This is a genomic window from Pontibacter silvestris, assembly GCF_020907275.1.
Taxonomy (GTDB): Bacteria; Bacteroidota; Bacteroidia; order Cytophagales; family Hymenobacteraceae; genus Pontibacter; species Pontibacter silvestris.
This window is the reverse complement of the sequence record NZ_JAJJWI010000002.1, coordinates 174,523-194,296: the sequence shown is the minus strand read 5'-3', so window position 1 is coordinate 194,296 and position 19,774 is coordinate 174,523. Positions and strand designations below refer to the sequence as shown.

The following is a 19,774-nucleotide window of genomic DNA, read 5'->3' as shown; positions in this document are numbered from 1 at the left end:
ATTCTTACCTTAAATTACCATATGAAATTAAAACTTCCTGCCGTTCATGTCCATCAATAATATAGCCTGAGCCTAAATCACATTCGCTGGATTCTGTTTGGTTACAATAAGAAAGCCTTTTAAAAAGACGGTACACCATTCCAATATTTTTTGCGTATACCTCTTTCTTATCGTCCAGTTTTACAATATTATTTGCTGGAATACCCTGTACAACAGTAACAGTTGTATCATAGGGCTGATCATTAACAGTGAATGGCTGAGCTACGTCAGAATAATAAAACTCATCTTTGCTTTCTGCCTCATTGGCGTTGAAAGCATCTGCATTCCACTGCTTGCCGTTCTCTACCGGAAATATTAATTTAATTCGCTTTCGATTATCCTTCATAAGGATAAGGCTGTTGTCAGACTTTGTCACCACCATCACAGAATCATCAAGCCAGTTGCTGTTAGCATCCTGCCGGATGGAACGAATAATTTTATAGCTGAGTGTGTTTGTCTGATCCAGGAAAGATGTATCCACACGCTCCCGCAATTGGAAGTGCTCAGTAACACCAACATTATTCTGGTACTTCGTATCCGTTACCTCATAGATTTTATAGTCCCCAACAGCAATCGGATAATATTCATAGCCAAAAAACTGCGGGTCCGGTTCTATGGAACTTTCCGTACATCCTTCAAAAACTGCAGCTACAAAAGCTAGCAGCAACAGTGCCTTTTTCATTTATTGAAGAATACTTAAAGCATAGTCAGAATTATAGTTGGTTTCAATCCAGCCACCGCCTACAACATCGTTCCCTTCATAAAAAACAGCTGCTTGCCCCGGAGCAATAGCATGTACGCCATGCAGAAAGTGGACTTTCATTTTGTCACCCTCCTGTTCTATAATTGCCTCTGTACCTGGGTCATTATAGCGGACTTTTGTAACTGTTGCTATAGGTTTATCTACCAGGTCCGGATATTTGCCCATGCTCAGTTTGCCTACGGTCATGGCATTTTTAGCCAAATCTTCATAGTTACCCAACACTACCCTGTTATGGTCTTTTTCGATACGGGTAACATACGCGGGAAAACCCAGTGCAACACCTAAGCCTTTACGCTGACCTACAGTATAGAAAGGGTATCCTTCATGTTTCCCTACAACTGTGCCGTTTTCCAAGACAAACTCTCCACCAGCTACCTGTTCTGCAAGACCATCTACACGGCGCTTTAAGAAGCCTCTGTAGTCATTATCCGGGATAAAGCAAATCTCATAAGATTCTGGCTTGTTAACAAGAGCAGTAAACCCACGATCCAGAGCCATCTGGCGAATTTCAGCTTTTCGCAGGCCTCCCAGTGGGAATATCGTACGGCTAAGGCTCTCCTGCGAAATGCCCCACAAAGCATACGATTGATCTTTATGCTCATCTAAACCTTTCGATATGACATAACGGCCATTCTCTTCCCGCACATTAGCATAATGCCCTGTGGCAATAAAGTCACAACCTAACTGGTCAGCACGACGCAGCAGTGCATCCCACTTAATGTGCGTATTACAAAGTACACATGGGTTTGGCGTACGCCCAGCCAGGTATTCATCAGTAAAATGATTAATGACAAAATCCCCAAACTCGTTACGGATATCAATAATATAATGCGGAAAACCTAGTTTAACAGCAATATCACGGGCATCGTTAATAGAGTCAAGGCTACAGCAGCCAGTTTCTTTTTTACTGGCACCACTGGAGGCATAATCCCATGTTTTCATGGTCATACCGATAACTTCATAGCCTTGCTCATGCAGCATAACAGCAGCTACTGAGCTGTCTATACCACCGCTCATGGCTACCAGTACCCTTCCTAATTTACTCATCTATGTAAAAAGAAATAAAAGTTCGTGTTATAATTTTTTACAAATATAGCAACAACAGGGCAGCAATAAAGATTCAGCAGTCCAAATATTGCATTACTGGTTTTCGACAAAGTTTAGAACCATCTATAAAAGTTCAGAAAAAATATCTGAAAAAGGTGGCTTTCCACCCAAAATGAAGCTTATTTTGACCCAAAACAAAGTAAAACATCTTATTTAACTATAAAGAATAATATTTTATGAGCTTTCGTACCTCTGTAATAGTTAATGGCATTAACAACCTAAGTGATGCACGCTACTGTGCTGGCATGGGCGTAGACATTATCGGCTTCAACTTGAAATTAGACGATACAGAACGTGTACAGGCAGAAACTGTTAAAGAAATTATAGGTTGGGTTTCTGGTGTTAAATTAGCAGGAGAATTTGAACGTGCAAAGCCGGAAGTAATCAATGAAATGGCGGATGAGTTTGGTTTAGACTATATTCAGCTGAACACCCCGTACCTGATAGATGAAATTGAGGAAATCAACCGCCCTGTTATCCAGAAAGTCTTCATAAATAAAGACACAGTAGAAAGCGAGTTACTGGAAATGATGGAGCTTTATAGTTCTGTTGTAAGTTACTTTATCATATTTTCTTCTGATTTTGAAACGATTGATAACACAAACACTAAATTTCTAAAAAACATTGCCAAGAAGTATCCGATATACATTGGGTTTGGGTTGAATAAAGATAATGTAAATACAATACTGAATACTATAAAACCAGAAGGTATAGGTTTACAAGGTGGGCATGAAATAAAGCCGGGGCTTAAAGATTTTGATGAACTACAGGATATTTTTGATGAGATCGAGGAATAGAAAAATTCACTAGAAAAAGTTATCATATCATAAAATCATTAACTTGTATAGCTTTATATCAGTGTATTAACCTCTGGCAAGCTGGGAATGGAGAAGGATTAATGAGATGAAGAAAGCCTGGTGCTGGTTGATTTTGTTCCAAATTAAACTTTGATCCTATGAAAAAAAGCAGGATTATCCTCCTTATGTGTTCTTTATCACTTTTGTGCTTTACAAAAGCTTATAGTCAAAAAAGCAAAATGGAAATTCCTCTGTACACTAATGATATACCGAATGAAATTCCAGGCCCTGACGAAGAAGTTACTACTGTGCAAGGTGGAAAAGAACGTATCAGCAACATTCGTAAACCGACTTTAACAGTATATTTACCGCCTAAAGATAAAGCAAATGGTACTGCAGTTATCATTTGCCCTGGCGGCGGCTATGCTATTGTAGCGGCTTCACATGAAGGCTACGATGTTGCTAAAAAATTTAATGAACAAGGGATAGCAGCTTTTGTGCTTAAATACCGCCTGCCTAATGTCAAAACCTCAACCAAGCCTGAAATTGCTCCGCTACAGGATGCACAGCAGGCACTACTACTGGTTCGGGAAAGGGCTAATGAATGGAATATTGATCCTGCTAAAGTGGGCATCATGGGTTTTTCAGCTGGTGGGCACGTAGCTTCTACAGCAGGTACGCATTTCCAGCAGTCATACATTGAAAATACTAAAAACACAAACCTTCGCCCTGATTTTATGCTGCTCATATACCCGGTTATCAGCGGCAATGCAGACATAGCGCATCAAGGTTCATTTGTAAATCTTTTAGGTAAAGATGCCTCACCAGAGAAAATAAAGAAATATTCGAATGAGTATCAGGTAACACTGCAAACACCACCAACATTTCTGGTGCACGCCTCTGACGATAATGGTGTGAAATCAGAAAATAGTATTGTTTTTTACCAGGCACTGTTACGTAACAACGTACCAGCAGAAATGCATTTGTACCAGAATGGCGGCCATGGTTTTGGGCTGATCAACAACACAACAAAAGATATTTGGTTTGAAAGATGTCTGAACTGGTTAAGCAGTAATGATTTTGTACCAGAAACATTTACTTCTCAGAAATAGATAACAATCAGTAAAAACACAAAGCCCGGTCTGTTTGAATCATATAATAGACTGGGCTTTGTGTTTTTACTGATTACTCTATTGCTTATACCTGAAACCGAAGGTATTTTATTGGAATTCCTTCTTCCAGATAGCGTTTTTCATAGGTCGTATAAATGCCCATGGTGTACTCCTGCAAGTTAGAATTATAAAGATCTTCCGTATGAAGAAGGTTATTTACCGGGCGTTCCTGCAATACTTCTAAGGTATATCTATACAACTCCAGGTTATCAGTCTTTAGGTGCACTATGCCATCTGGCTTTAGTATTTGCTTGTAAAGATCTAAAAAACGAGGTGAAGTAAGCCTACGTTTAATATCACGGTCCCTTGGACGAGGATCAGGAAAAGTAACCCAAATTTCGTCTACTTCCCCGTTAGCAAAATTTTCATCTATTCTTTCAACAAAAGTGCGAAGGAAAGCAACATTATCCAGTTCCTCTTCAACAGCCATCGTACTCCCTTTCCAGATACGGGCACCCTTTATATCGGCACCAATAAAGTTCTTATCAGGAAACAGCCGGGCCATACCAATGGTATACTCTCCCCGTCCACAGCCAATTTCTAAGATTACCGGATTATTGTTTTCAAAATATATATCACGCCACTTACCAGACAGCTTCCCATAAAGCTCGTCACCTTCCTGTACTACATTTTCTCTTTCAGCTATAGCAGCAAACTTAGCTAGTTTTGATCTTCCCATTTATTAAAGTTCTTCAATCTCTGCAACTACAAAGGTACTACCTCCAATAAAAATAACCTCATCGGGGGCCGCACTAGCTTTAGCAGCGTTAATGGCCATAGCTACCGATTCGTAGGCATCGCCATTAAGCCCAACCAATTGTGCCTTCTCCAGTAACTCCTTTACTGGCAAAGCACGAGGAATATTAGCCTGGCAAAAGTAATACCGGTAATGAGGGGGCAGTAAATCCAGTATACCTGTTATATCTTTATCGTTTACAGCGCCAAAAACAAAGTGAACCTGATTAGCATGCATCTCTTTTAACTGCAAAACAATTTGTTTCATACCATCAATATTATGACCTGTATCACAAATAGTTAACGGTTTCTCAGAAAGTGCCTGCCAGCGCCCTTTTAAGCCTGTTATACTTTTAGTATTAGCCAAACCTTTACGTAAAGCTTCCCAGGTAATACAGATACCATTGCGATGTAAAAGCTCCAGCACTTTCAGCACACCAGGTAAATTGTTCCGCTGATAGATGCCGGCAAGGTCAATTTCAAGATCTTTGAGATAAATCAAACCATCTTCAAAAACATCAAAAACCTGCTGCTGCATATCGCTATGTATCAGCTCTACTCTTAAGTTATCAGTAGCAAAATATAAAGGTGCTCCCTCTTTAGCAGCTCTGATCTCAAAAACAGCCTCGATTTCCTCCTGCTTCGTCGAAATTACAACAGGCACTCCAGCTTTTATTATTCCTGCTTTTTCAGAAGCAATAGTGGTAATATCATCGCCGAGAAGAGCCTGATGATCTAAGCCAATATTGGTGATAAGAGAAACTTCAGGAGTGATGATATTAGTAGAATCCAGCCTACCTCCCAACCCTACTTCTATTACAGCTATATCCACTTTCTCATCTGCAAAATATTTAAAAGCAAGCGCTACTGTCATTTCAAAGAAAGACGGCTTCACGCGCTCAAACAATTGCTGGTACTGCTCTACAAACTGAACAAGGTACTTTTTAGGCAGTTCCTGCCCGTTAATCCGTACCCGTTCAGTGAAAGATTTTAAATGGGGAGACGTATAAAGTCCTGTTTTGTAACCTGATTCCTGTAGTACTGCAGCCAGCATATGAGAGCTGCTGCCCTTTCCATTTGTTCCCGCAACATGTATGGTTTTAAACTGATGCTGTGGTTGCCCAAGCTCCTCACATAGGGCTATAATATTGTCCAGGCTCTTCTTAAAAGCAGCATTGCCGATGCGTTGATACATCGGCAATTGCTGGTAAAGATAATCAAGGCACTCTTGATAAGTCATGGAATATAAAAAGTTATTTTAGCGGGATCTGATAACAAAAGTAACTGTACCACTGGCTCCTACATTAGTCGAACCAGAACCTGTCCGGCTAAAAGTAGTTTTTTGTAACTGATTGCGGTACCATGCCGCAACCTGAGGCGACACATTGCTTTCAACCTGAGTTACAGATACAATGTTACCATCTGCATCAATTTTAATGTTAAACTTTACAACACCCGTTTCGTTATTGTACGGATCTCTTTTTGGTTCAATATCATAGCGCCAACCTGGCAAGTTAAGCCCCTCGCTGCCTCCACCTGATTTTCCGTAAAGCGCTTTAGAGTCCAGCTTTCCGTCAGGTGAGCCTTTGTCTCCTACTTTGCCTGTATCGTCACCGTTATTGTTACCAGTAGCATCATCAGACGAACCGGCTTTACCGTTCCCGGTGCTCTCGGTTGGTTTGCCTGGGTAAAGGGAACGAGGCTTTTCCAGTTCTTTCTTAACTACCTCTTCTTTAGGCTGCGCTTTAGGTTGCGGCTTCTTCACTTCCTCTTTGGGGGTAGGTGTCGGTTTAGGCTGCGGCTTAACTTCTTCTTTTACAGAAACCGGTGCTTCAGCTGTAGTAGTAACTACTTTAGGAGTTTCTACAGGTTGAGCTGGAGGTGTAGGCTGTGCTACAGGTTGCGGATCAGGAGGCTGAACAGGTTCTGGTTCAGTTGGAGCAGGTTTACTGTCCTGTGTGTTTTTAGACTCGTTTGCACTAGCTGTAGTCTGTATATCACCACTGCCCACTGCATCCATACCAAAGTTAAGCTCAATGCCCATTTCCGGTGCCTGTGGACCAGGTGCTTTCCAAGCTAGCATGTATAGCAGAAAAAGCAAAACAAGCACATGCAAACCTATGCTTAGGCCTGCCGCGATGCGCTTATTCTTCTCTTCCTGTTGTGATTGAGCTATAGCCATAATGAAAACTTATTCTGCTGGCACAGTAGCCAGTGTTACTTTAGCATTTAGATTTGTAGCGATACCTGCCACCTTTACCAGGTGCTCAACAGGTACACTTTTATCTACGTGCAACACTACTACTCCTTCTTCTGTTCCCTGCAAAAGCTCTGCCAGCTGTGGCTCAATAGATTCAAGCGCAACAGGTTGGTCATTCAAGTAATACTCTAAGTCAGGTGTAATGGTAATGCTTATTTTCTGCATTACAATATTAGAAGCTTTACTTGATGGTAAACTAACAGGTAAGCCAGATGGAGTTACAAAATTTGAAGTAAGCATGAAGAAGATAAGCAACAGAAAGATAATGTCGGTCATAGACGACATGCTAAATTCTGCATTTATCCTGTTTCTTGAGCGGAGATTCATCGCTATAGTTGTGGTTCTTGTAAAAGATCAAGGAACTCTATAGAAGAATATTCCATAGAATGAACAATACTGTCAATTTTAGACACCAGATAGTTATAGCCGATATAAGCTGGCAGACCAATAATAAGGCCCGTCGCTGTAGTTACCATGGCTTCATAAATACCGCTAGAAAGAAGCTTCGGGCTAACAGAACCTTCTGCCTGCGCAATAGCTATAAATGCACCGATCATACCAGTTACTGTACCAAGGAAACCGAGCATTGGAGCCGCACCCGCTATGGTAGCCAGCGCAGAAAGATTTTTCTCAAGTTTACTGATCTCTATTTTACCGACATTCTCAATAGATGTTTCGATGTTTTTTAGAGGGTTACCAATGCGGGAAATACCTTTAGAAATCATTCTGGAAACTGGAGTATCAGTTTGGGCACAAAGCATTTTAGCTCCGTTGATATCGCCAGCCAATACCATGCTCTTGATGCGCTCATTAAAGCCTTCAGGATTTTTAGCAGCTTTTTTAAGAGTAAGATAACGCTCTAAGAAAATGTAAACAGCTGCCAGCGACAGTAAAACCAAGGGAATCATTGCCCAGCCACCGGCCAGAGCCAAATCAATCAGGTGAACAGAATTTTCAGCAGAAGCTTCAGCACCATCGGCTAAGGCTGCTGTAGTATCGGCGGGAGCCGAAGTGGTAATTTGTAATAAGAGAGATGTCATGTTAATAGTTAAGTACCCAAATTGTTTCTCCGAATGATTTTTTATAGTTGCCTAATTCTTCTTTAGCTTCATTATTATCAGCAAAGTCTGCTACAGCTACCCTGAAAAGCTTGCTACCATGCATTGGCAGAATAACTTTAGCTTCATGGCCTTTTTTAGCAATAGCTTTACGGCTAAGTTCAGCATTTTCCAGTGTAGAATAACCTCCTGTTATGATGTATGAACGTCCTGTTTTCTCCTTAATTGTCAAAACAGGCTCTTTAGTCTTTTCATCCTCAACAGGCACCTCAGACACCTTAACTTCCTCTTTTACTGCAGGTTCAGCAACCTCTTCTAAACCTAAAGTTTCATTATTTACGGGTAATTCGTAAGCAGAATTTTCTTCTTCAAGTTCAGCTTCAGCGTCATAAATATTATTTGCCGGCATAATTTTATCGTAAGCTGCCAAGCGCTCATCTAAGGTAAAGGGAACGTAATCTGAAGCGTAGCGTTTGGCAATAAAATTATTAGCTGCCGCATGATTGCCTCCAAACAAAGAGATTGGGTTTAGGCTGCTTAAGTTATAATCTGTCTGAAGCGAGAGAAAGTACAAAGCAGATGCTGTTAAACCTACAATAGAAAGGCTTGCTGCCACTCTTGTGAAGCGTTTTAAACGACCTTTGAAGGTTTTCTTGCTAGTTACCGGCAATTGCTGATGACGCTCTTTCAGAAGTGTACGAAGTACTGCAGGGTCTTCCACTCGTAGCGGACGTGCCACTAATTCAGGAAGGCCGAAGCTATCCTCGAGAAAATTATCGCTCTCCACATATTCAAATTCAAGCCGTTGCTCTGCATTGTACTTAAAAACTCCAATGCCACTTAGCTCAAAGCGGTTGCCTGCATTCAGCTTATGTTTTGCCTGGCGTACAAAGTCAAAGATTATCTGCTGTGCTTCTTCTTTGGAAAGACTGTTTTTATAAGCAATGGTGCTAATAAGCAGACCATCGTTCAAAGTAAGCTTTTCATTGAAGGCTATCTTTTTGGACGGCGGCATAAGCGCATTTTTCACCGGATGTATCCTGGCTGATACATAGCGGGTGATCAATCCTCCAAAATCAGGAATGATAACGCAGTCATGGTCATATAGTAATGACTTAATATGCTTTTCAACCATAGGCTTTAAAATGAATAAGTTACTCCTCCAATAAGATTTATGCTTTTGCTTGGGTAGTTTAAGAACCTTTCGTATTTCTTCCCAAGCAGGTTATTTGCCATCACAAAAATTGTGAAATTATTTGTGAATCTATAATCTCCCTTCAAATTTAGATCAACTATTGTATCAGTCTCACGCAAAACTGATGTGCCGTCCTGGCGGAAGATGCGGCCGTAAGAACTTCCAATATAATAAAGTTCTGCGTTAAAGAGAATCTTATCATAGAAGTTGTAGGTACCATAAATGCTACTCATGAACTGCGGACGGTGATAGGGTTGCTCTAAGGAAGCCATGTTATATTTGTTATAATCAGCTTTTAATCCAATGCGAATCTCGTCTGAATAATTAAATACGGCCTCTCCATAAATATTTAAAACATTTGTCACACCATCATCATAAACCAGATCAAATTTAGTTGAATCTGATGCAGAGTTGTTGTAGAAGTACATGTTGCGATAGTTCTGGTAAGCTACACGCCCAGTAAGATGTACATAGTTTGCAATGTTCGCAGAGAAACCACCGTAAATCTCCAGCCCTTTGTTTAAATCAGCGACACGTACATTCGGTGCCAAATATGGATTCTCCTCCGTAAGCTTATATAAAGTAACTCTTTCAAGATCTCCACCCATACCTGCATAAATCAACAGCTTATCTTCAATCGGCGTAAGGTCAACCCGCACTACTGGATAAACATTAAATTTACGGGCATCATTTACTGTGTCGCCTGTATAAGCTATTTTAGCTCCTAAAGACAAACGAACAGCATTTAACTGCCTCTCATACGTCGGGCTAACTTTAAAGAAGGTTCTGCTTACATCAGCAGAGTCTTTATGTGACAGAAATGACAGATCAGCATCAACATGAAAACCCGCTTCCTTATCTATACTGTAGTCGGTGCGTAATTTTAAGGCTACATTTCGTTCGCTCATCTCATAGCGATCATTCAGGTAGTTAATATCAATGTCTCCTCTATAAAGTAAGGGGTCGCCTGAGTTCTGGTTATGCAGGAACCCGTTAACAGCAAAACGATTATATACCTGACGAATGGATTCTTTGTCTATCTCAGCACCGTAAGCAGGATCATAGCCATAATAATGGTACTTATCCCGACCATAGTTTAAACTACCTCCAACAGTCGTATATTTTAAATAACGCTCTCCGTGTACGCCAATTCTACTGTTTGCCACAGCAGAATTACCTTTGTCTACAGGTCCTTTGGCCGAAGCTATATGGCTTACTTCAGCACCATAAGCCCCGACATCGCTTCTTTTGTTGTGGAAGTAGCCTTTCAGGTAAAGGGAGGCATAATTGCCGATACCACCTTTCAGATAGTTACCGTACAATTTTGTAAGCTCATCCTGTTTAATGGTAAGCACCTTCATCTGCAGGTTAATATCCTGGGAAGGCAAGCGGTAATCAATAAAACGGTACCGCACATTCCGTTCCCCCTGCTCGGGCTGCTCTACGCGAAACTTCTCAAAGTTTCGCGCTGCCTGGGGGAGTTCAATCACCCTGTTCTTCTCCACTACTACCTGTGCATCTTCCAGTTTAGTAGCTTCGCCCCAGTTATTGTTCTGCGCATGCGCCTCGTTCATAAAGCTATACCCAACACTAAGAACAATGGCAAGAGAGGCTAATTTTAATTTATTTTTCATGATGATACTTCAATTCTGATTAATTGTAATAACTAAATTGTGTTAGCTAGTCCTGCTCATTTTGTGTTGAATCCGGTAATATCTGCTGAGTAGTGTCCGGTAGTATTTCAATGGTAGAGTCTGGCAAAGCATCCTGTGTAGAATTAGAGTCAGGCACTAAATTCAGATTCTGTACACCTGCCGGTGTACTCGTCTTTTTGCCTCCATCCTCATTCAGCCTAGCGAGTTTAACTCTAGCCTCCTCTACAATTTCTTTAACAGGAGACCCCTCTATAATAGAGTTAAGTGTAGCACGCGCTTGGAACTGTTCGTCCTGGGCAAGATAATTATCAGCAATAACCAGGAATGATTTACCCAACCAGTAATCATAATTTGAGAACTTACTATTGTATTCGTAAGCAGCATCGAGCGACTCTTTGTATTTTTTCTGCTTATATAATACTTCAGCCACCAGGTATTGTGCCTCAGCTCCATTTACATCGGTGGCTGCTTTAGCCGTTTCACGCAACTCTGAAAGCGCCTGGTTTAAATCACCTTGAGCATAGGTTGACTTAGCACGATATAACATAGCAGAGTTCAGGGCATTAAGCGAAGCGTTTCCCTGACTGATCAATTCATTTGCTACACGCTTGGAAGCAGTATAGTCATTGGTTTTATAGTAGCTCTGCATCAGGCCAACCAACGCATTTGCCTGCTCTTTACGGTTACTGGCGAGGTCACGCAGACGCGTATAATATTTTATCGCCTCTTTATAATTCTTAGCCTCAAATTCCAGATCAGCCACACGTTGTATAGCCCTGTTTACGAATTCTGAACGGTTCTCCGTAATTACCTGCTTCATACGCTGCAAACCTGTCTGCACATCATTTTCGCGCAGGTAAGAATCGGCTAAGTAATAACGTGCATCTGCCTGGTAGGAACTCTTAGGATAAGACTTCAGGTAACTTTCAAGCTTAGCAATAGCCTGTTTATAGTTTTCATTGAAATACAAAGTCTTAGCAGCTTCATACTCAACTGTTTCCAAGGCATTGCTTTCTGGGTTAGCTGTTTTAAACTTAGTCAGGTAATCATCAAACTCACTGCTTCTGTTCTCAGCACCCAGCACTTCCTGTAAGCTATATAAAGAACCGCTTGCTACACTAGATGAAGGAAATTCGTTTATAACTCGCTGCTGGTCTGCGATAGCCTCACTGGCACGCCCTTGGTTGGCATAAGCAATACCTCTTTTCTGCAAAGCGTTTGGTACCAGCTTGCTGTCCTGCATATTCTGGATAAGCGTGGTGAACCCAGTAATAGCAGCAGGATAGTTACCTGCCTCAAAATCTATTAAAGCATACTGATACTGCGCATCATCACGATAGCGGGAATTTGGGAACTTTGAAATCAGCTCCTGGAGGTTTTGTTTTGCTTTCTCGTTGTTATTATTGATACTCAGTAGCACACCTTTCTGAAAGAGTGAATAATCCCGGTCCGGAGAACTGGAAGCAACAACACGCTCATACAATTTCAGCGCTTCATTATAATTCTTCGATACATAATAGGTATCAGCAAGGCGTAGTGTAGCATCGTTATAGTTCGGGTTACTTGGCTGAATCGCGTCTAAATAAGCTTTAAAATGCGTCATAGCCTTTTCATACTCTTTGGTATTGAAGTAGGCATACCCTATACCATAGCGGGACTTAATATAATAGTCTTCCTTAGTGCCTGGGCTTGTACGAAAAACAGCTCCGTAACTGTTAATGGCATCATTATAACGCTGGCCAATAGAGTATGCCTCTCCTTTAACGAAATGGCTCGCAGCAGTAACGCCTTTATCATATGGGTACTGAAGTGATTTATCCAGCATCTGCACAGCCTGTGGGAACTTTGCATCGTTAAACAGGTTAACACCGTGGTAGTAAGTTACACGCTGGTATGTTTGCAGGATGCGCCAGCTTTTCTTAGGCAGACTTTCAATGTGGCGAATAGCTTCTGCATAATTATTAGAGTTAAAATAAGCCTCACTCAGCAAATCGTCTGCTTCAGCACTTTGCTCTGAATCAGGATACTTCTCATTGAAATCTGCCAGCGAATTAATAACTTCTCTTAAGTTACCCAACTCATAATTTACCTGAGCATACTTCAGCGTTGCTGATTCTGTAATGTCTTTGTCTTTGTCGTTCTTGCGAGCCTGGTCAAAAGCCGTCATGGCAAACGGCTTGGTATTTTCTTTAAGATAGCTAAGACCAAGGTAGTAGGATGCACTCTGGCCCATGGCATCTTTCTTAAGGGCTACTACTTTAAGGTTTGCAATAGCATTTTTGTAATTATTGTTCTTGTAATCTGTAAGGCCAATTTTATACTGTACAACTGGGTCTAAAGATCGTTTGCCCTGTGCGTACTGTGAAAAATACTTTTCAGCGGTTTTATAATCAGCTCGTTGGTAGTAAGCGTCACCAACTAGCAAGGCAATTTCATCTGCCTGTTGTACCGAAGGCGTTCTGGCTAAGGCAGCCTCTCCATACCTGATCAACTCGTAGATATCATTTTCCTTATAAAGTATCTCTGTGATCATATAAGGAACAATGTTCGCATACGCTTCATTTTTCTCAGCTATCTTAAGGTCTGTTTTTGCAGCAGCATAGTCGCCATTGCGATAGGCAATATAACCGGCATAGTAATTAGAGGCGTAAGCGAAGCGATGTTCATCTTCTCTAAACCCAGTTGTTTTGTTCTTATCAAAGTAGATTTTAGCGTTATCGAAATCTTTGGTAGCAAAATAGGAATAGCCCAGCTTAAACTCCAGTTCATTATTCTGCTTAATGCTTAGCAAATGCTCTGGAGCCTGCTTCAGAAACTCTACTGCTTTTTCATACTCTTTCTTTTCGAAGTAGTACAGGCCAAGTTCATAGTTTGCCAGAGCCGTTTTAGGGTGAGCAGGAAACTTGTGCGTGAAGTTAAGGATAAGCTGCTCTGCATCGGGGTGCAACAGGTACAAACCACTTAAGGCATAGTAATACTGTGCATCAGCAGTTCTTGCATCGTCACCGATCAGGTTAATGTACTTTCTGAACGCCTCCTGGGCCGAACCATATTTTGCACGGTCAAACAATTCTACACCTTCGTGAAAGTACTTCTCATCTGAGGTAAAAACCTGCGTATGCTGCGCCACCACTACATGGGAGCCTCCGGCCAGCACAGAAGCAAGCGCTACTTTGTATGCTATCTTCATATTTTTCTTTTCCGCCTTGTCAGGCCAAAATTAATCGTATCTTAATTAAGATGTAATTCTTCAGAGATTTGAGATAAGGTTTTATTTGTCAGTTTACCTCATTCAAAGTTAATAAAAAAAGAAGACCTGCCATCTACCTTACATCTTTTCTCCCGATAGCCTCTCTAAACATGGCATTATAACTATATAATGGCGATAGCCTCTTAAATATTGTACCGCAACTAAAATTATATCTAAGTTAAAGAAGCCATGGCACGGGGAACCGGATGTAATATTTTAAAAACCAACTCTCTAAGAATATCCGCATCAGTCATGTCTCCTCCTTCTATACCTTTTACCTGTAAATCAGCCACCCTGATAAAATGAATAATATCAACAGAACGCTGCAAAGGGAACACCCGCAACGCCTGCATGTACTCTTTCACAAGAAAGGCCCGATTCCCTAAACTCTTCCGGATACCAGCCTCTGACTTATCTGCAGATGTATGCAAACTCAGGAGCTTCGTGAAGAAATTAAAGAGCAGGGATAGGTTCGGTATAAGTGGATTATTTTTTGGGTTCGCCTCAAAATAGTTAATAATACGGTTTGCCTTTAAAGCATCCCGGGCTATGAGAGCAGACTGCAGCTCAAAGATATTGTATTCTTTGCTGATGCCAACATTATCCTGCACAACCCGCTCATCTATACTTTGGCCCAGCTTCAGGTTAATCAGCAGTTTGTCTATTTCGTTGGCTAACCTTGACAAATCAGCCCCAATGTACTCACTCAGCATTAGCACAGCCTGCTGTGAAGCCTGCCGCCCTTTTGACTTTATGTAACTGTTTACCCATGCGGGCACCTGGTTCTCGTAAAGCTTTTTTGTAGTAAGCAGTATGGCATGTTTGGTTACAGCTTTTGCAAGGCTCTTCCGACCATCGAGCGTTTTATACTTATGGCAGAAAACAAGAATAGTAGAAGGTAATGGGTTCTGTAAATAAGTTTCCAGTTGCCTCATCCCTTCCTCCTTTTCCAGGTCTTGTACAGACTGCGCCTCTTTTACGATTACTACCTGCTTTTCAGCCATCATAGGAAAGCGCTTGGCCTGCAACAATATAGTAGCTACGTCCACATCTTTACCATACACCACCACCTGATTAAAACCTTTCTCATGCTCTTGCAATGCATGTTCCTCTATATAATCAGCAATAAGGTCAATATAAAAAGGCTCTTCTCCCTGCAGAAAATACACAGGGGCAAACTGCCTGTTCTTTAGCTGCTCCAGTATGCCTTCGGGTGTGTGCGCCATGTTTTTTTGGTCATATAATCAGGTAAAGTCAGTTAAGCACTATTGGGAAACAGCTGTTCCGTGTATGCCTGACTTAAGGCTACAAATTTAAGGTATTAGAGACAAAATGAAAGAGTAAGGCAGGAATTATAGAAGCAGAAATTGAAGCTTGAAACTATGTAAATGCATCAGTAACAGCAAAGAAAATTAAGATGTTAGCTAAACTAGTTAATGAGATTCCAGTAGCTAACTTATTATAAACCTTAGTCTAAAATCAAGCATGTAAAGCAGGGCTTTATAACATTTATCTAGTGTTATAAAGCCCTGCAGCACCTATTTCTTTTCTTCTTTTTTGATAAATAAATTGAAAGTAGTGCCCTTATTTACTGCACTGGTAACTTCTATGTAGCCACCTTGGTTTTCTATGATTCGGTTAACGATATACAAGCCTATTCCTGAACCAGCTACATGGTCATGAAAGCGCCGGAACATCTGAAATAACTTTCCTTTTTGCGTCTCCAGGTCAAGCCCAAGGCCATTATCAGAAACAGATATTTGGTAGTACCCCGGAATTGCAGCGCTTTTTATTACGATTTCTGGAGTACGGTCAGGTGAGCAATACTTAACGCTATTGCTGATGAGGTTAAACAACACACTTCTTAAATTTGCTTTAGAAAATGGAACAGTGGGCACTTCATCTAGTTCAAGTAAAACTTTAGCACCAGAACGATAGAATTCTTCATTTAAACTTAGTTTTACCTCTTCAACAATATCTTTAAGTGATAAATATTCAACGGTAGCATTGATATTTTTCTGAACTTTCACCAGCGCAGACAGATCATCAATAGTGCTATGCAGTTGATTTAATGATTTGTCGAGAAGATTAACAAATATTTTAGTATCGTCTGTTGTGTAAATGCCACTGACCTTTAACTCCTCTAATATCTGCATTATATTTATTACAGGAGCTTTCAAGTCATGAGAGGCTGTGTAAACAAAGCTGTCCAGGTCCTTGTTGATCTTTTCAAGTTCCTTATTTTTCTGCAACAGGGTTTCCTGAGTTGTTTTATAATCATCTACATCTGTGCTTGTACCAACCCAGAGCTGAATTTTTCCCTTTTCATCTTTAACAGGAACTGCTCTTGTTAGATGCCAGCGGTAGCTATTATCTGCAACTCCTCTTAATCTGCTCCCTAACTCGAACGTTTCCCCATTCTTCAGCGCTTTTTGCCACACATCATTTACATGTGCAATATCATCTGGGTGTACAATATTTTCCCATCCATTGCCTTTTGCCTGATCAAAAGATTGACCTGTGTAGGCGTACCACCTTTCATTAAAGTAATCTATGAAACCGTCTGGTAAAGACGTCCAGGCCATTTGCGGGATTGACTCCAGGACCCGTTTAACCCGCTGTTCTGCCTGAAGCTTTGCTTCATAAAGGTGCGCATTGTCTATGGCAACGGCTGCCTGTGCGGCAATACTTAGCACCAGGTTTTCTTCATTCTGAGTAAAAACACCTGATTTAGAATGCCCGAAGAACAAGCCTCCCAACACTTTCCCTTTTTTTGAAACAACAGGCAGGGCCATATAACTTTTAACCGGTAAATGCCCTTTTGGCATCCCCCTGTGAGGTTTGTTTCTTCCGTATCTGGGGTCTTTGGTAATATCATCAGAACGTATTACACCTTCTCCACTAAAAGTAGGCGCCAGCATAGGTGTAACACGAAGCACGGGAAGATGTGCAAAGTCATCTTTGCTGGCACCAGAGAGAGCATAAAGAAGATATTCTTCCCCTTTTTCATTCTCCTTGTTGTAAAACAAGGCACCAAACTGCGCTTTGCTTAATTTTGTGGCAATATCAGTCACATTCTGAACAACCTTTTCAAGCTCCAGTTCAGAAGTAAGCATACTCCCAATCTGGTTAATCAGTTCCAGTTGCTTATTCTTTTCTTCAAGCTGACGCTGTGTTTCTTTTAGCTTTAGGAGTAATTCCTGCTGGTTATCTATTACCTCTTCAGAGTTCATGTGATTTTTTATTAAGCTTCTCCTAAACTTCAATAAATGTAAAACAATTCCAGCTGCTTCTTATAATTACACCTGTAAAGATATGTGCTAACTTTAAGGGTGTAGCCTATGCCCTATAGTTTCTTAAAAGTTGATAACAGAAATTATGAAGGGCCTAACTTAGTGGCTTTCGGGAACAAAGTTTATATCTGCACCTTCTTCAAATACTACATAAGCACGTTTCCAGGGCTGATCATCTATAATTCGCCATTTATGCCCGGCCCCTGTCGTATCCATTGCAATCAACACTTCCCCTGGATGTAGAATAAATGTTTCTCCTTTACTAGTAGTAAATTCCAACGTACCTGCTAGTGTAATAACATATTGGGTAATAGGTGCCGGATGCCAGTCGTATGATGAATATGGTGCTGTTTCCTGAAAACGAATAGATACCGCCTCCGTCACGACTTTCTCTGAAACTAAGCCGGTTGTAAAGCACGATTGACCATCTGAATCGGTGTATAGTTTGTAAGCTTTAATCATGTAGTTATTCTTCTCGAAATAAAAATCAATAAACATTTCAGTAGAGAACATTAAAACAGGATACTCCACCTCTGCCGTCTACCTTTTCTTTGTATTAATAGTTACGAATATTCTCTATCTAAAGGAAACAAGTCCAATACATTGTTTTAGCTTATAGAATGGCCTCTAAAATTACAGCCTTTACATTTCTATCGTGCTTTGTTTGTCTAATATAGTAAATATTATATTAAGCAGCCGACTTTTTCAGCAGTTATGATACCCACCTAAACTCAGCCAAACTGCATTGATCCAACCAATACTTTCATCCTCTTAGGGCTAACTGCTAACTCTTTTTTATATTTGTCTTGAAAAGACGATTTGGTTTACATGAACTTAATAGAAGAATTACGGTGGAGAGGCATGCTCCATGATTTCATGCCAGGCACTGAAGAGCAACTTGCTTCAGGAATGACATCTGGTTACATTGGTTTTGACCCAACAGCAAATTCGCTACACATAGGTAACCTGGCCACTATTATGCTGTTAGTACATCTTCAGCGGGCAGGTCATAGACCGTTGGCTCTTGTAGGTGGAGCAACAGGTATGATCGGCGACCCATCGGGTAAGTCCGCAGAACGTAACCTGCTGTCAGAAGATGTGCTGCGTGAGAACCAGGAGGGTATTAAGAAGCAGTTAGAAAATTTTCTTGATTTTGATTGTGGTGCCAACTCAGCCGAAATTGTAAATAATTACGAATGGTTTAAAGAATTCAGCTTCCTGGGTTTCCTACGTGAAGTAGGCAAGCACATCACCGTAAACTACATGATGAGCAAAGACTCAGTAAAGAAGCGTCTCAATGCCGACGAAGAAGGCGAAGGCCGCGCAGAAGGACTATCTTACACTGAGTTTGCATACCAGCTTATACAGGGTTACGATTTCTATCATTTATATAAAAATAAAAATGTGCGCCTGCAGATGGGAGCCTCCGACCAATGGGGCAACATTACTACTGGTACAGAGCTAATCCGCAGGATGGACGGCGGGAAAGCTTTTGCCCTGGTTGGCAAACTTGTTACAAAGTCTGATGGTACTAAGTTCGGAAAGTCAGAAGGCGGAAACGTTTGGCTCAATCCTAATCTTACTTCGCCGTACAAGTTCTACCAGTTTTGGCTAAACCTATCTGACGAAGAGGCTGAGAAGCTGATAAAGGTGTATACACTGCTTACTAAAGAGGAAATTGATAGCATTACAGAAGAGCATAAACAGGCTCCTCACCTTCGTATTTTACAAAAAGCACTTGCCAAAGATGTTACTATAAGAGTGCATTCTGAGGAAGAATATAATTCTGCTGTAGATGCTTCAGAAGTTTTATTTGGGAAAGGAAACCTGGAAACATTAAAGAAATTACGGGAAGATGTGCTGCTTTCGGTGTTTGAGGGGGTTCCGCAAGTTGAGGTTAGCAAAGACAGCTACGCAACGGCGCCAAGCGTGAGCGATTTGCTTTCGGAACTGTCTGGTGGGCAGATATTCGAATCTAAGGGTGAGGCCAAGCGAATGATCAAAAACGGAGGCGTTAGCATTAACCGACAAAAAATACAAAGTGCAGACGAGGAAGTTAACTACGAACTGCTTCAGGAGAAGTACCTGGTAGTGCAGAAAGGAAAAAAGAATTATTACCTGCTATCAGTTAAATAGTTAATTAACAGGCTCTTAAAACAGAAAAGGCGATCTATACAGATCGCCTTTTCTGTTTATTACCAGAATAGCCTTATGCGTTATCAGCAGTGCTATTCTTAATGTCTTGAACTTCCTTACGGATATCCTGAGCCATGTTTTTAAGGTCTTGCATACCTTTACGTACACGAGTACCAGCAGCTGCATTGTTCTTCTCGTAGAATTTCTCGAAGTCTGATTCTAGAGACAATACAAGATCTTTGAGTTTGCTAAAGTTGTTGTCCATTAGGGCTATTATTATAGTGAAAAATATGTTTTTAACGCTCTAATATACA

Annotated in this window: 17 protein-coding genes; 3 read left to right on the top strand and 14 right to left on the bottom strand. The window is 40.9% G+C overall.

Annotation, left to right across the window (positions count from 1 at the left end):
• Positions 1 to 4: 4 nt before the first annotated feature.
• Together LN995_RS02535 and mnmA are read right to left on the bottom strand one after the other, a co-directional pair.
• On the bottom strand, positions 5 to 721 hold the full coding sequence (locus LN995_RS02535; protein WP_229958077.1) for a hypothetical protein: 717 nt from the start codon (positions 719 to 721) through the stop codon (positions 5 to 7).
• Positions 722 to 1,849 (bottom strand): tRNA 2-thiouridine(34) synthase MnmA, encoded by a 1,128-nt coding sequence (mnmA, locus tag LN995_RS02530; protein WP_229958075.1) that lies wholly within the window; start codon positions 1,847 to 1,849, stop codon positions 722 to 724. It lies immediately after the preceding gene.
• 236 nt (positions 1,850 to 2,085) lie between these two features.
• Between mnmA and trpF the strand changes: the two genes are divergently transcribed.
• Positions 2,086 to 2,706 carry a phosphoribosylanthranilate isomerase gene (gene trpF, locus LN995_RS02525; protein WP_229958073.1) on the top strand — a complete coding sequence of 207 codons (621 nt, stop codon included), beginning with the start codon at positions 2,086 to 2,088 and terminating at the stop codon, positions 2,704 to 2,706.
• 239 nt (positions 2,707 to 2,945) lie between these two features.
• On the top strand, positions 2,946 to 3,818 hold the full coding sequence (locus tag LN995_RS02520; protein ID WP_229958071.1) for an alpha/beta hydrolase: 873 nt from the start codon (positions 2,946 to 2,948) through the stop codon (positions 3,816 to 3,818).
• An 85-nt stretch (positions 3,819 to 3,903) separates the two neighbouring features.
• Here LN995_RS02520 and trmB read toward each other — a convergent pair whose 3' ends face one another.
• The 11 genes from trmB to LN995_RS02465 form a co-directional block, all read right to left on the bottom strand.
• Positions 3,904 to 4,557, bottom strand: coding sequence for a tRNA (guanosine(46)-N7)-methyltransferase TrmB (gene trmB / locus LN995_RS02515; protein WP_229958069.1), 654 nt, complete (start codon positions 4,555 to 4,557; stop codon positions 3,904 to 3,906).
• A gap of 3 nt (positions 4,558 to 4,560) precedes the next feature.
• Positions 4,561 to 5,853 (bottom strand): bifunctional folylpolyglutamate synthase/dihydrofolate synthase, encoded by a 1,293-nt coding sequence (locus tag LN995_RS02510; protein ID WP_229958067.1) that lies wholly within the window; start codon positions 5,851 to 5,853, stop codon positions 4,561 to 4,563.
• An 18-nt stretch (positions 5,854 to 5,871) separates the two neighbouring features.
• The gene (locus tag LN995_RS02505; protein ID WP_229958065.1) at positions 5,872 to 6,795 is read right to left on the bottom strand and encodes a hypothetical protein; all 924 of its coding nucleotides are present in this window, start codon (positions 6,793 to 6,795) and stop codon (positions 5,872 to 5,874) included.
• Positions 6,796 to 6,804: 9 nt separating this feature from the next.
• Positions 6,805 to 7,200: an ExbD/TolR family protein gene (locus tag LN995_RS02500; RefSeq protein WP_229958063.1), complete on the bottom strand. Its 396-nt coding sequence runs from the start codon at positions 7,198 to 7,200 to the stop codon at positions 6,805 to 6,807.
• A 2-nt stretch (positions 7,201 to 7,202) separates the two neighbouring features.
• Complete coding sequence (locus LN995_RS02495; RefSeq protein ID WP_229958062.1) at positions 7,203 to 7,913, bottom strand: MotA/TolQ/ExbB proton channel family protein; 711 nt, start codon at positions 7,911 to 7,913, stop codon at positions 7,203 to 7,205.
• Between the two features lies 1 nt (position 7,914).
• Positions 7,915 to 9,066 carry an HU domain-containing protein gene (locus tag LN995_RS02490; RefSeq protein WP_229958061.1) on the bottom strand — a complete coding sequence of 384 codons (1,152 nt, stop codon included), beginning with the start codon at positions 9,064 to 9,066 and terminating at the stop codon, positions 7,915 to 7,917.
• Between the two features lie 5 nt (positions 9,067 to 9,071).
• Positions 9,072 to 10,760: a TonB-dependent receptor gene (locus LN995_RS02485; protein ID WP_229958060.1), complete on the bottom strand. Its 1,689-nt coding sequence runs from the start codon at positions 10,758 to 10,760 to the stop codon at positions 9,072 to 9,074.
• Between the two features lie 46 nt (positions 10,761 to 10,806).
• The gene (locus LN995_RS02480; RefSeq protein WP_229958059.1) at positions 10,807 to 13,971 is read right to left on the bottom strand and encodes a tetratricopeptide repeat protein; all 3,165 of its coding nucleotides are present in this window, start codon (positions 13,969 to 13,971) and stop codon (positions 10,807 to 10,809) included.
• A gap of 233 nt (positions 13,972 to 14,204) precedes the next feature.
• Positions 14,205 to 15,257 carry a DNA polymerase III subunit delta gene (holA, locus tag LN995_RS02475; RefSeq protein WP_229958058.1) on the bottom strand — a complete coding sequence of 351 codons (1,053 nt, stop codon included), beginning with the start codon at positions 15,255 to 15,257 and terminating at the stop codon, positions 14,205 to 14,207.
• Between the two features lie 312 nt (positions 15,258 to 15,569).
• On the bottom strand, positions 15,570 to 17,264 hold the full coding sequence (locus LN995_RS02470; protein ID WP_229958057.1) for a GAF domain-containing sensor histidine kinase: 1,695 nt from the start codon (positions 17,262 to 17,264) through the stop codon (positions 15,570 to 15,572).
• 159 nt (positions 17,265 to 17,423) lie between these two features.
• Positions 17,424 to 17,786 (bottom strand): cupin domain-containing protein, encoded by a 363-nt coding sequence (locus tag LN995_RS02465; RefSeq protein WP_229958056.1) that lies wholly within the window; start codon positions 17,784 to 17,786, stop codon positions 17,424 to 17,426.
• Between the two features lie 366 nt (positions 17,787 to 18,152).
• Between LN995_RS02465 and tyrS the strand changes: the two genes are divergently transcribed.
• On the top strand, positions 18,153 to 19,460 hold the full coding sequence (tyrS, locus tag LN995_RS02460; RefSeq protein WP_229958054.1) for a tyrosine--tRNA ligase: 1,308 nt from the start codon (positions 18,153 to 18,155) through the stop codon (positions 19,458 to 19,460).
• Between the two features lie 73 nt (positions 19,461 to 19,533).
• On the opposite strand, the gene LN995_RS02455 is transcribed toward tyrS, so the two are convergent.
• Positions 19,534 to 19,725: a histone H1 gene (locus LN995_RS02455; protein ID WP_229958052.1), complete on the bottom strand. Its 192-nt coding sequence runs from the start codon at positions 19,723 to 19,725 to the stop codon at positions 19,534 to 19,536.
• Between the last annotated feature and the right edge of the window lie 49 nt (positions 19,726 to 19,774).

What these genes read in the sequence shown, in the direction of transcription:
- LN995_RS02535 (WP_229958077.1), bottom strand. Translation starts at nt 721, where the DNA reads ATGAAAAAGGCACTGTTGCTGCTAGCTTTTGTAGCTGCAGTTTTTGAA.
- mnmA (WP_229958075.1), bottom strand. Translation starts at nt 1,849, where the DNA reads ATGAGTAAATTAGGAAGGGTACTGGTAGCCATGAGCGGTGGTATAGAC.
- trpF (WP_229958073.1), top strand. Translation starts at nt 2,086, where the DNA reads ATGAGCTTTCGTACCTCTGTAATAGTTAATGGCATTAACAACCTAAGT.
- LN995_RS02520 (WP_229958071.1), top strand. Translation starts at nt 2,946, where the DNA reads ATGGAAATTCCTCTGTACACTAATGATATACCGAATGAAATTCCAGGC.
- trmB (WP_229958069.1), bottom strand. Translation starts at nt 4,557, where the DNA reads ATGGGAAGATCAAAACTAGCTAAGTTTGCTGCTATAGCTGAAAGAGAA.
- LN995_RS02510 (WP_229958067.1), bottom strand. Translation starts at nt 5,853, where the DNA reads ATGACTTATCAAGAGTGCCTTGATTATCTTTACCAGCAATTGCCGATG.
- LN995_RS02505 (WP_229958065.1), bottom strand. Translation starts at nt 6,795, where the DNA reads ATGGCTATAGCTCAATCACAACAGGAAGAGAAGAATAAGCGCATCGCG.
- LN995_RS02500 (WP_229958063.1), bottom strand. Translation starts at nt 7,200, where the DNA reads ATGAATCTCCGCTCAAGAAACAGGATAAATGCAGAATTTAGCATGTCG.
- LN995_RS02495 (WP_229958062.1), bottom strand. Translation starts at nt 7,913, where the DNA reads ATGACATCTCTCTTATTACAAATTACCACTTCGGCTCCCGCCGATACT.
- LN995_RS02490 (WP_229958061.1), bottom strand. Translation starts at nt 9,066, where the DNA reads ATGGTTGAAAAGCATATTAAGTCATTACTATATGACCATGACTGCGTT.
- LN995_RS02485 (WP_229958060.1), bottom strand. Translation starts at nt 10,760, where the DNA reads ATGAAAAATAAATTAAAATTAGCCTCTCTTGCCATTGTTCTTAGTGTT.
- LN995_RS02480 (WP_229958059.1), bottom strand. Translation starts at nt 13,971, where the DNA reads ATGAAGATAGCATACAAAGTAGCGCTTGCTTCTGTGCTGGCCGGAGGC.
- holA (WP_229958058.1), bottom strand. Translation starts at nt 15,257, where the DNA reads ATGGCGCACACACCCGAAGGCATACTGGAGCAGCTAAAGAACAGGCAG.
- LN995_RS02470 (WP_229958057.1), bottom strand. Translation starts at nt 17,264, where the DNA reads ATGAACTCTGAAGAGGTAATAGATAACCAGCAGGAATTACTCCTAAAG.
- LN995_RS02465 (WP_229958056.1), bottom strand. Translation starts at nt 17,786, where the DNA reads ATGATTAAAGCTTACAAACTATACACCGATTCAGATGGTCAATCGTGC.
- tyrS (WP_229958054.1), top strand. Translation starts at nt 18,153, where the DNA reads ATGAACTTAATAGAAGAATTACGGTGGAGAGGCATGCTCCATGATTTC.
- LN995_RS02455 (WP_229958052.1), bottom strand. Translation starts at nt 19,725, where the DNA reads ATGGACAACAACTTTAGCAAACTCAAAGATCTTGTATTGTCTCTAGAA.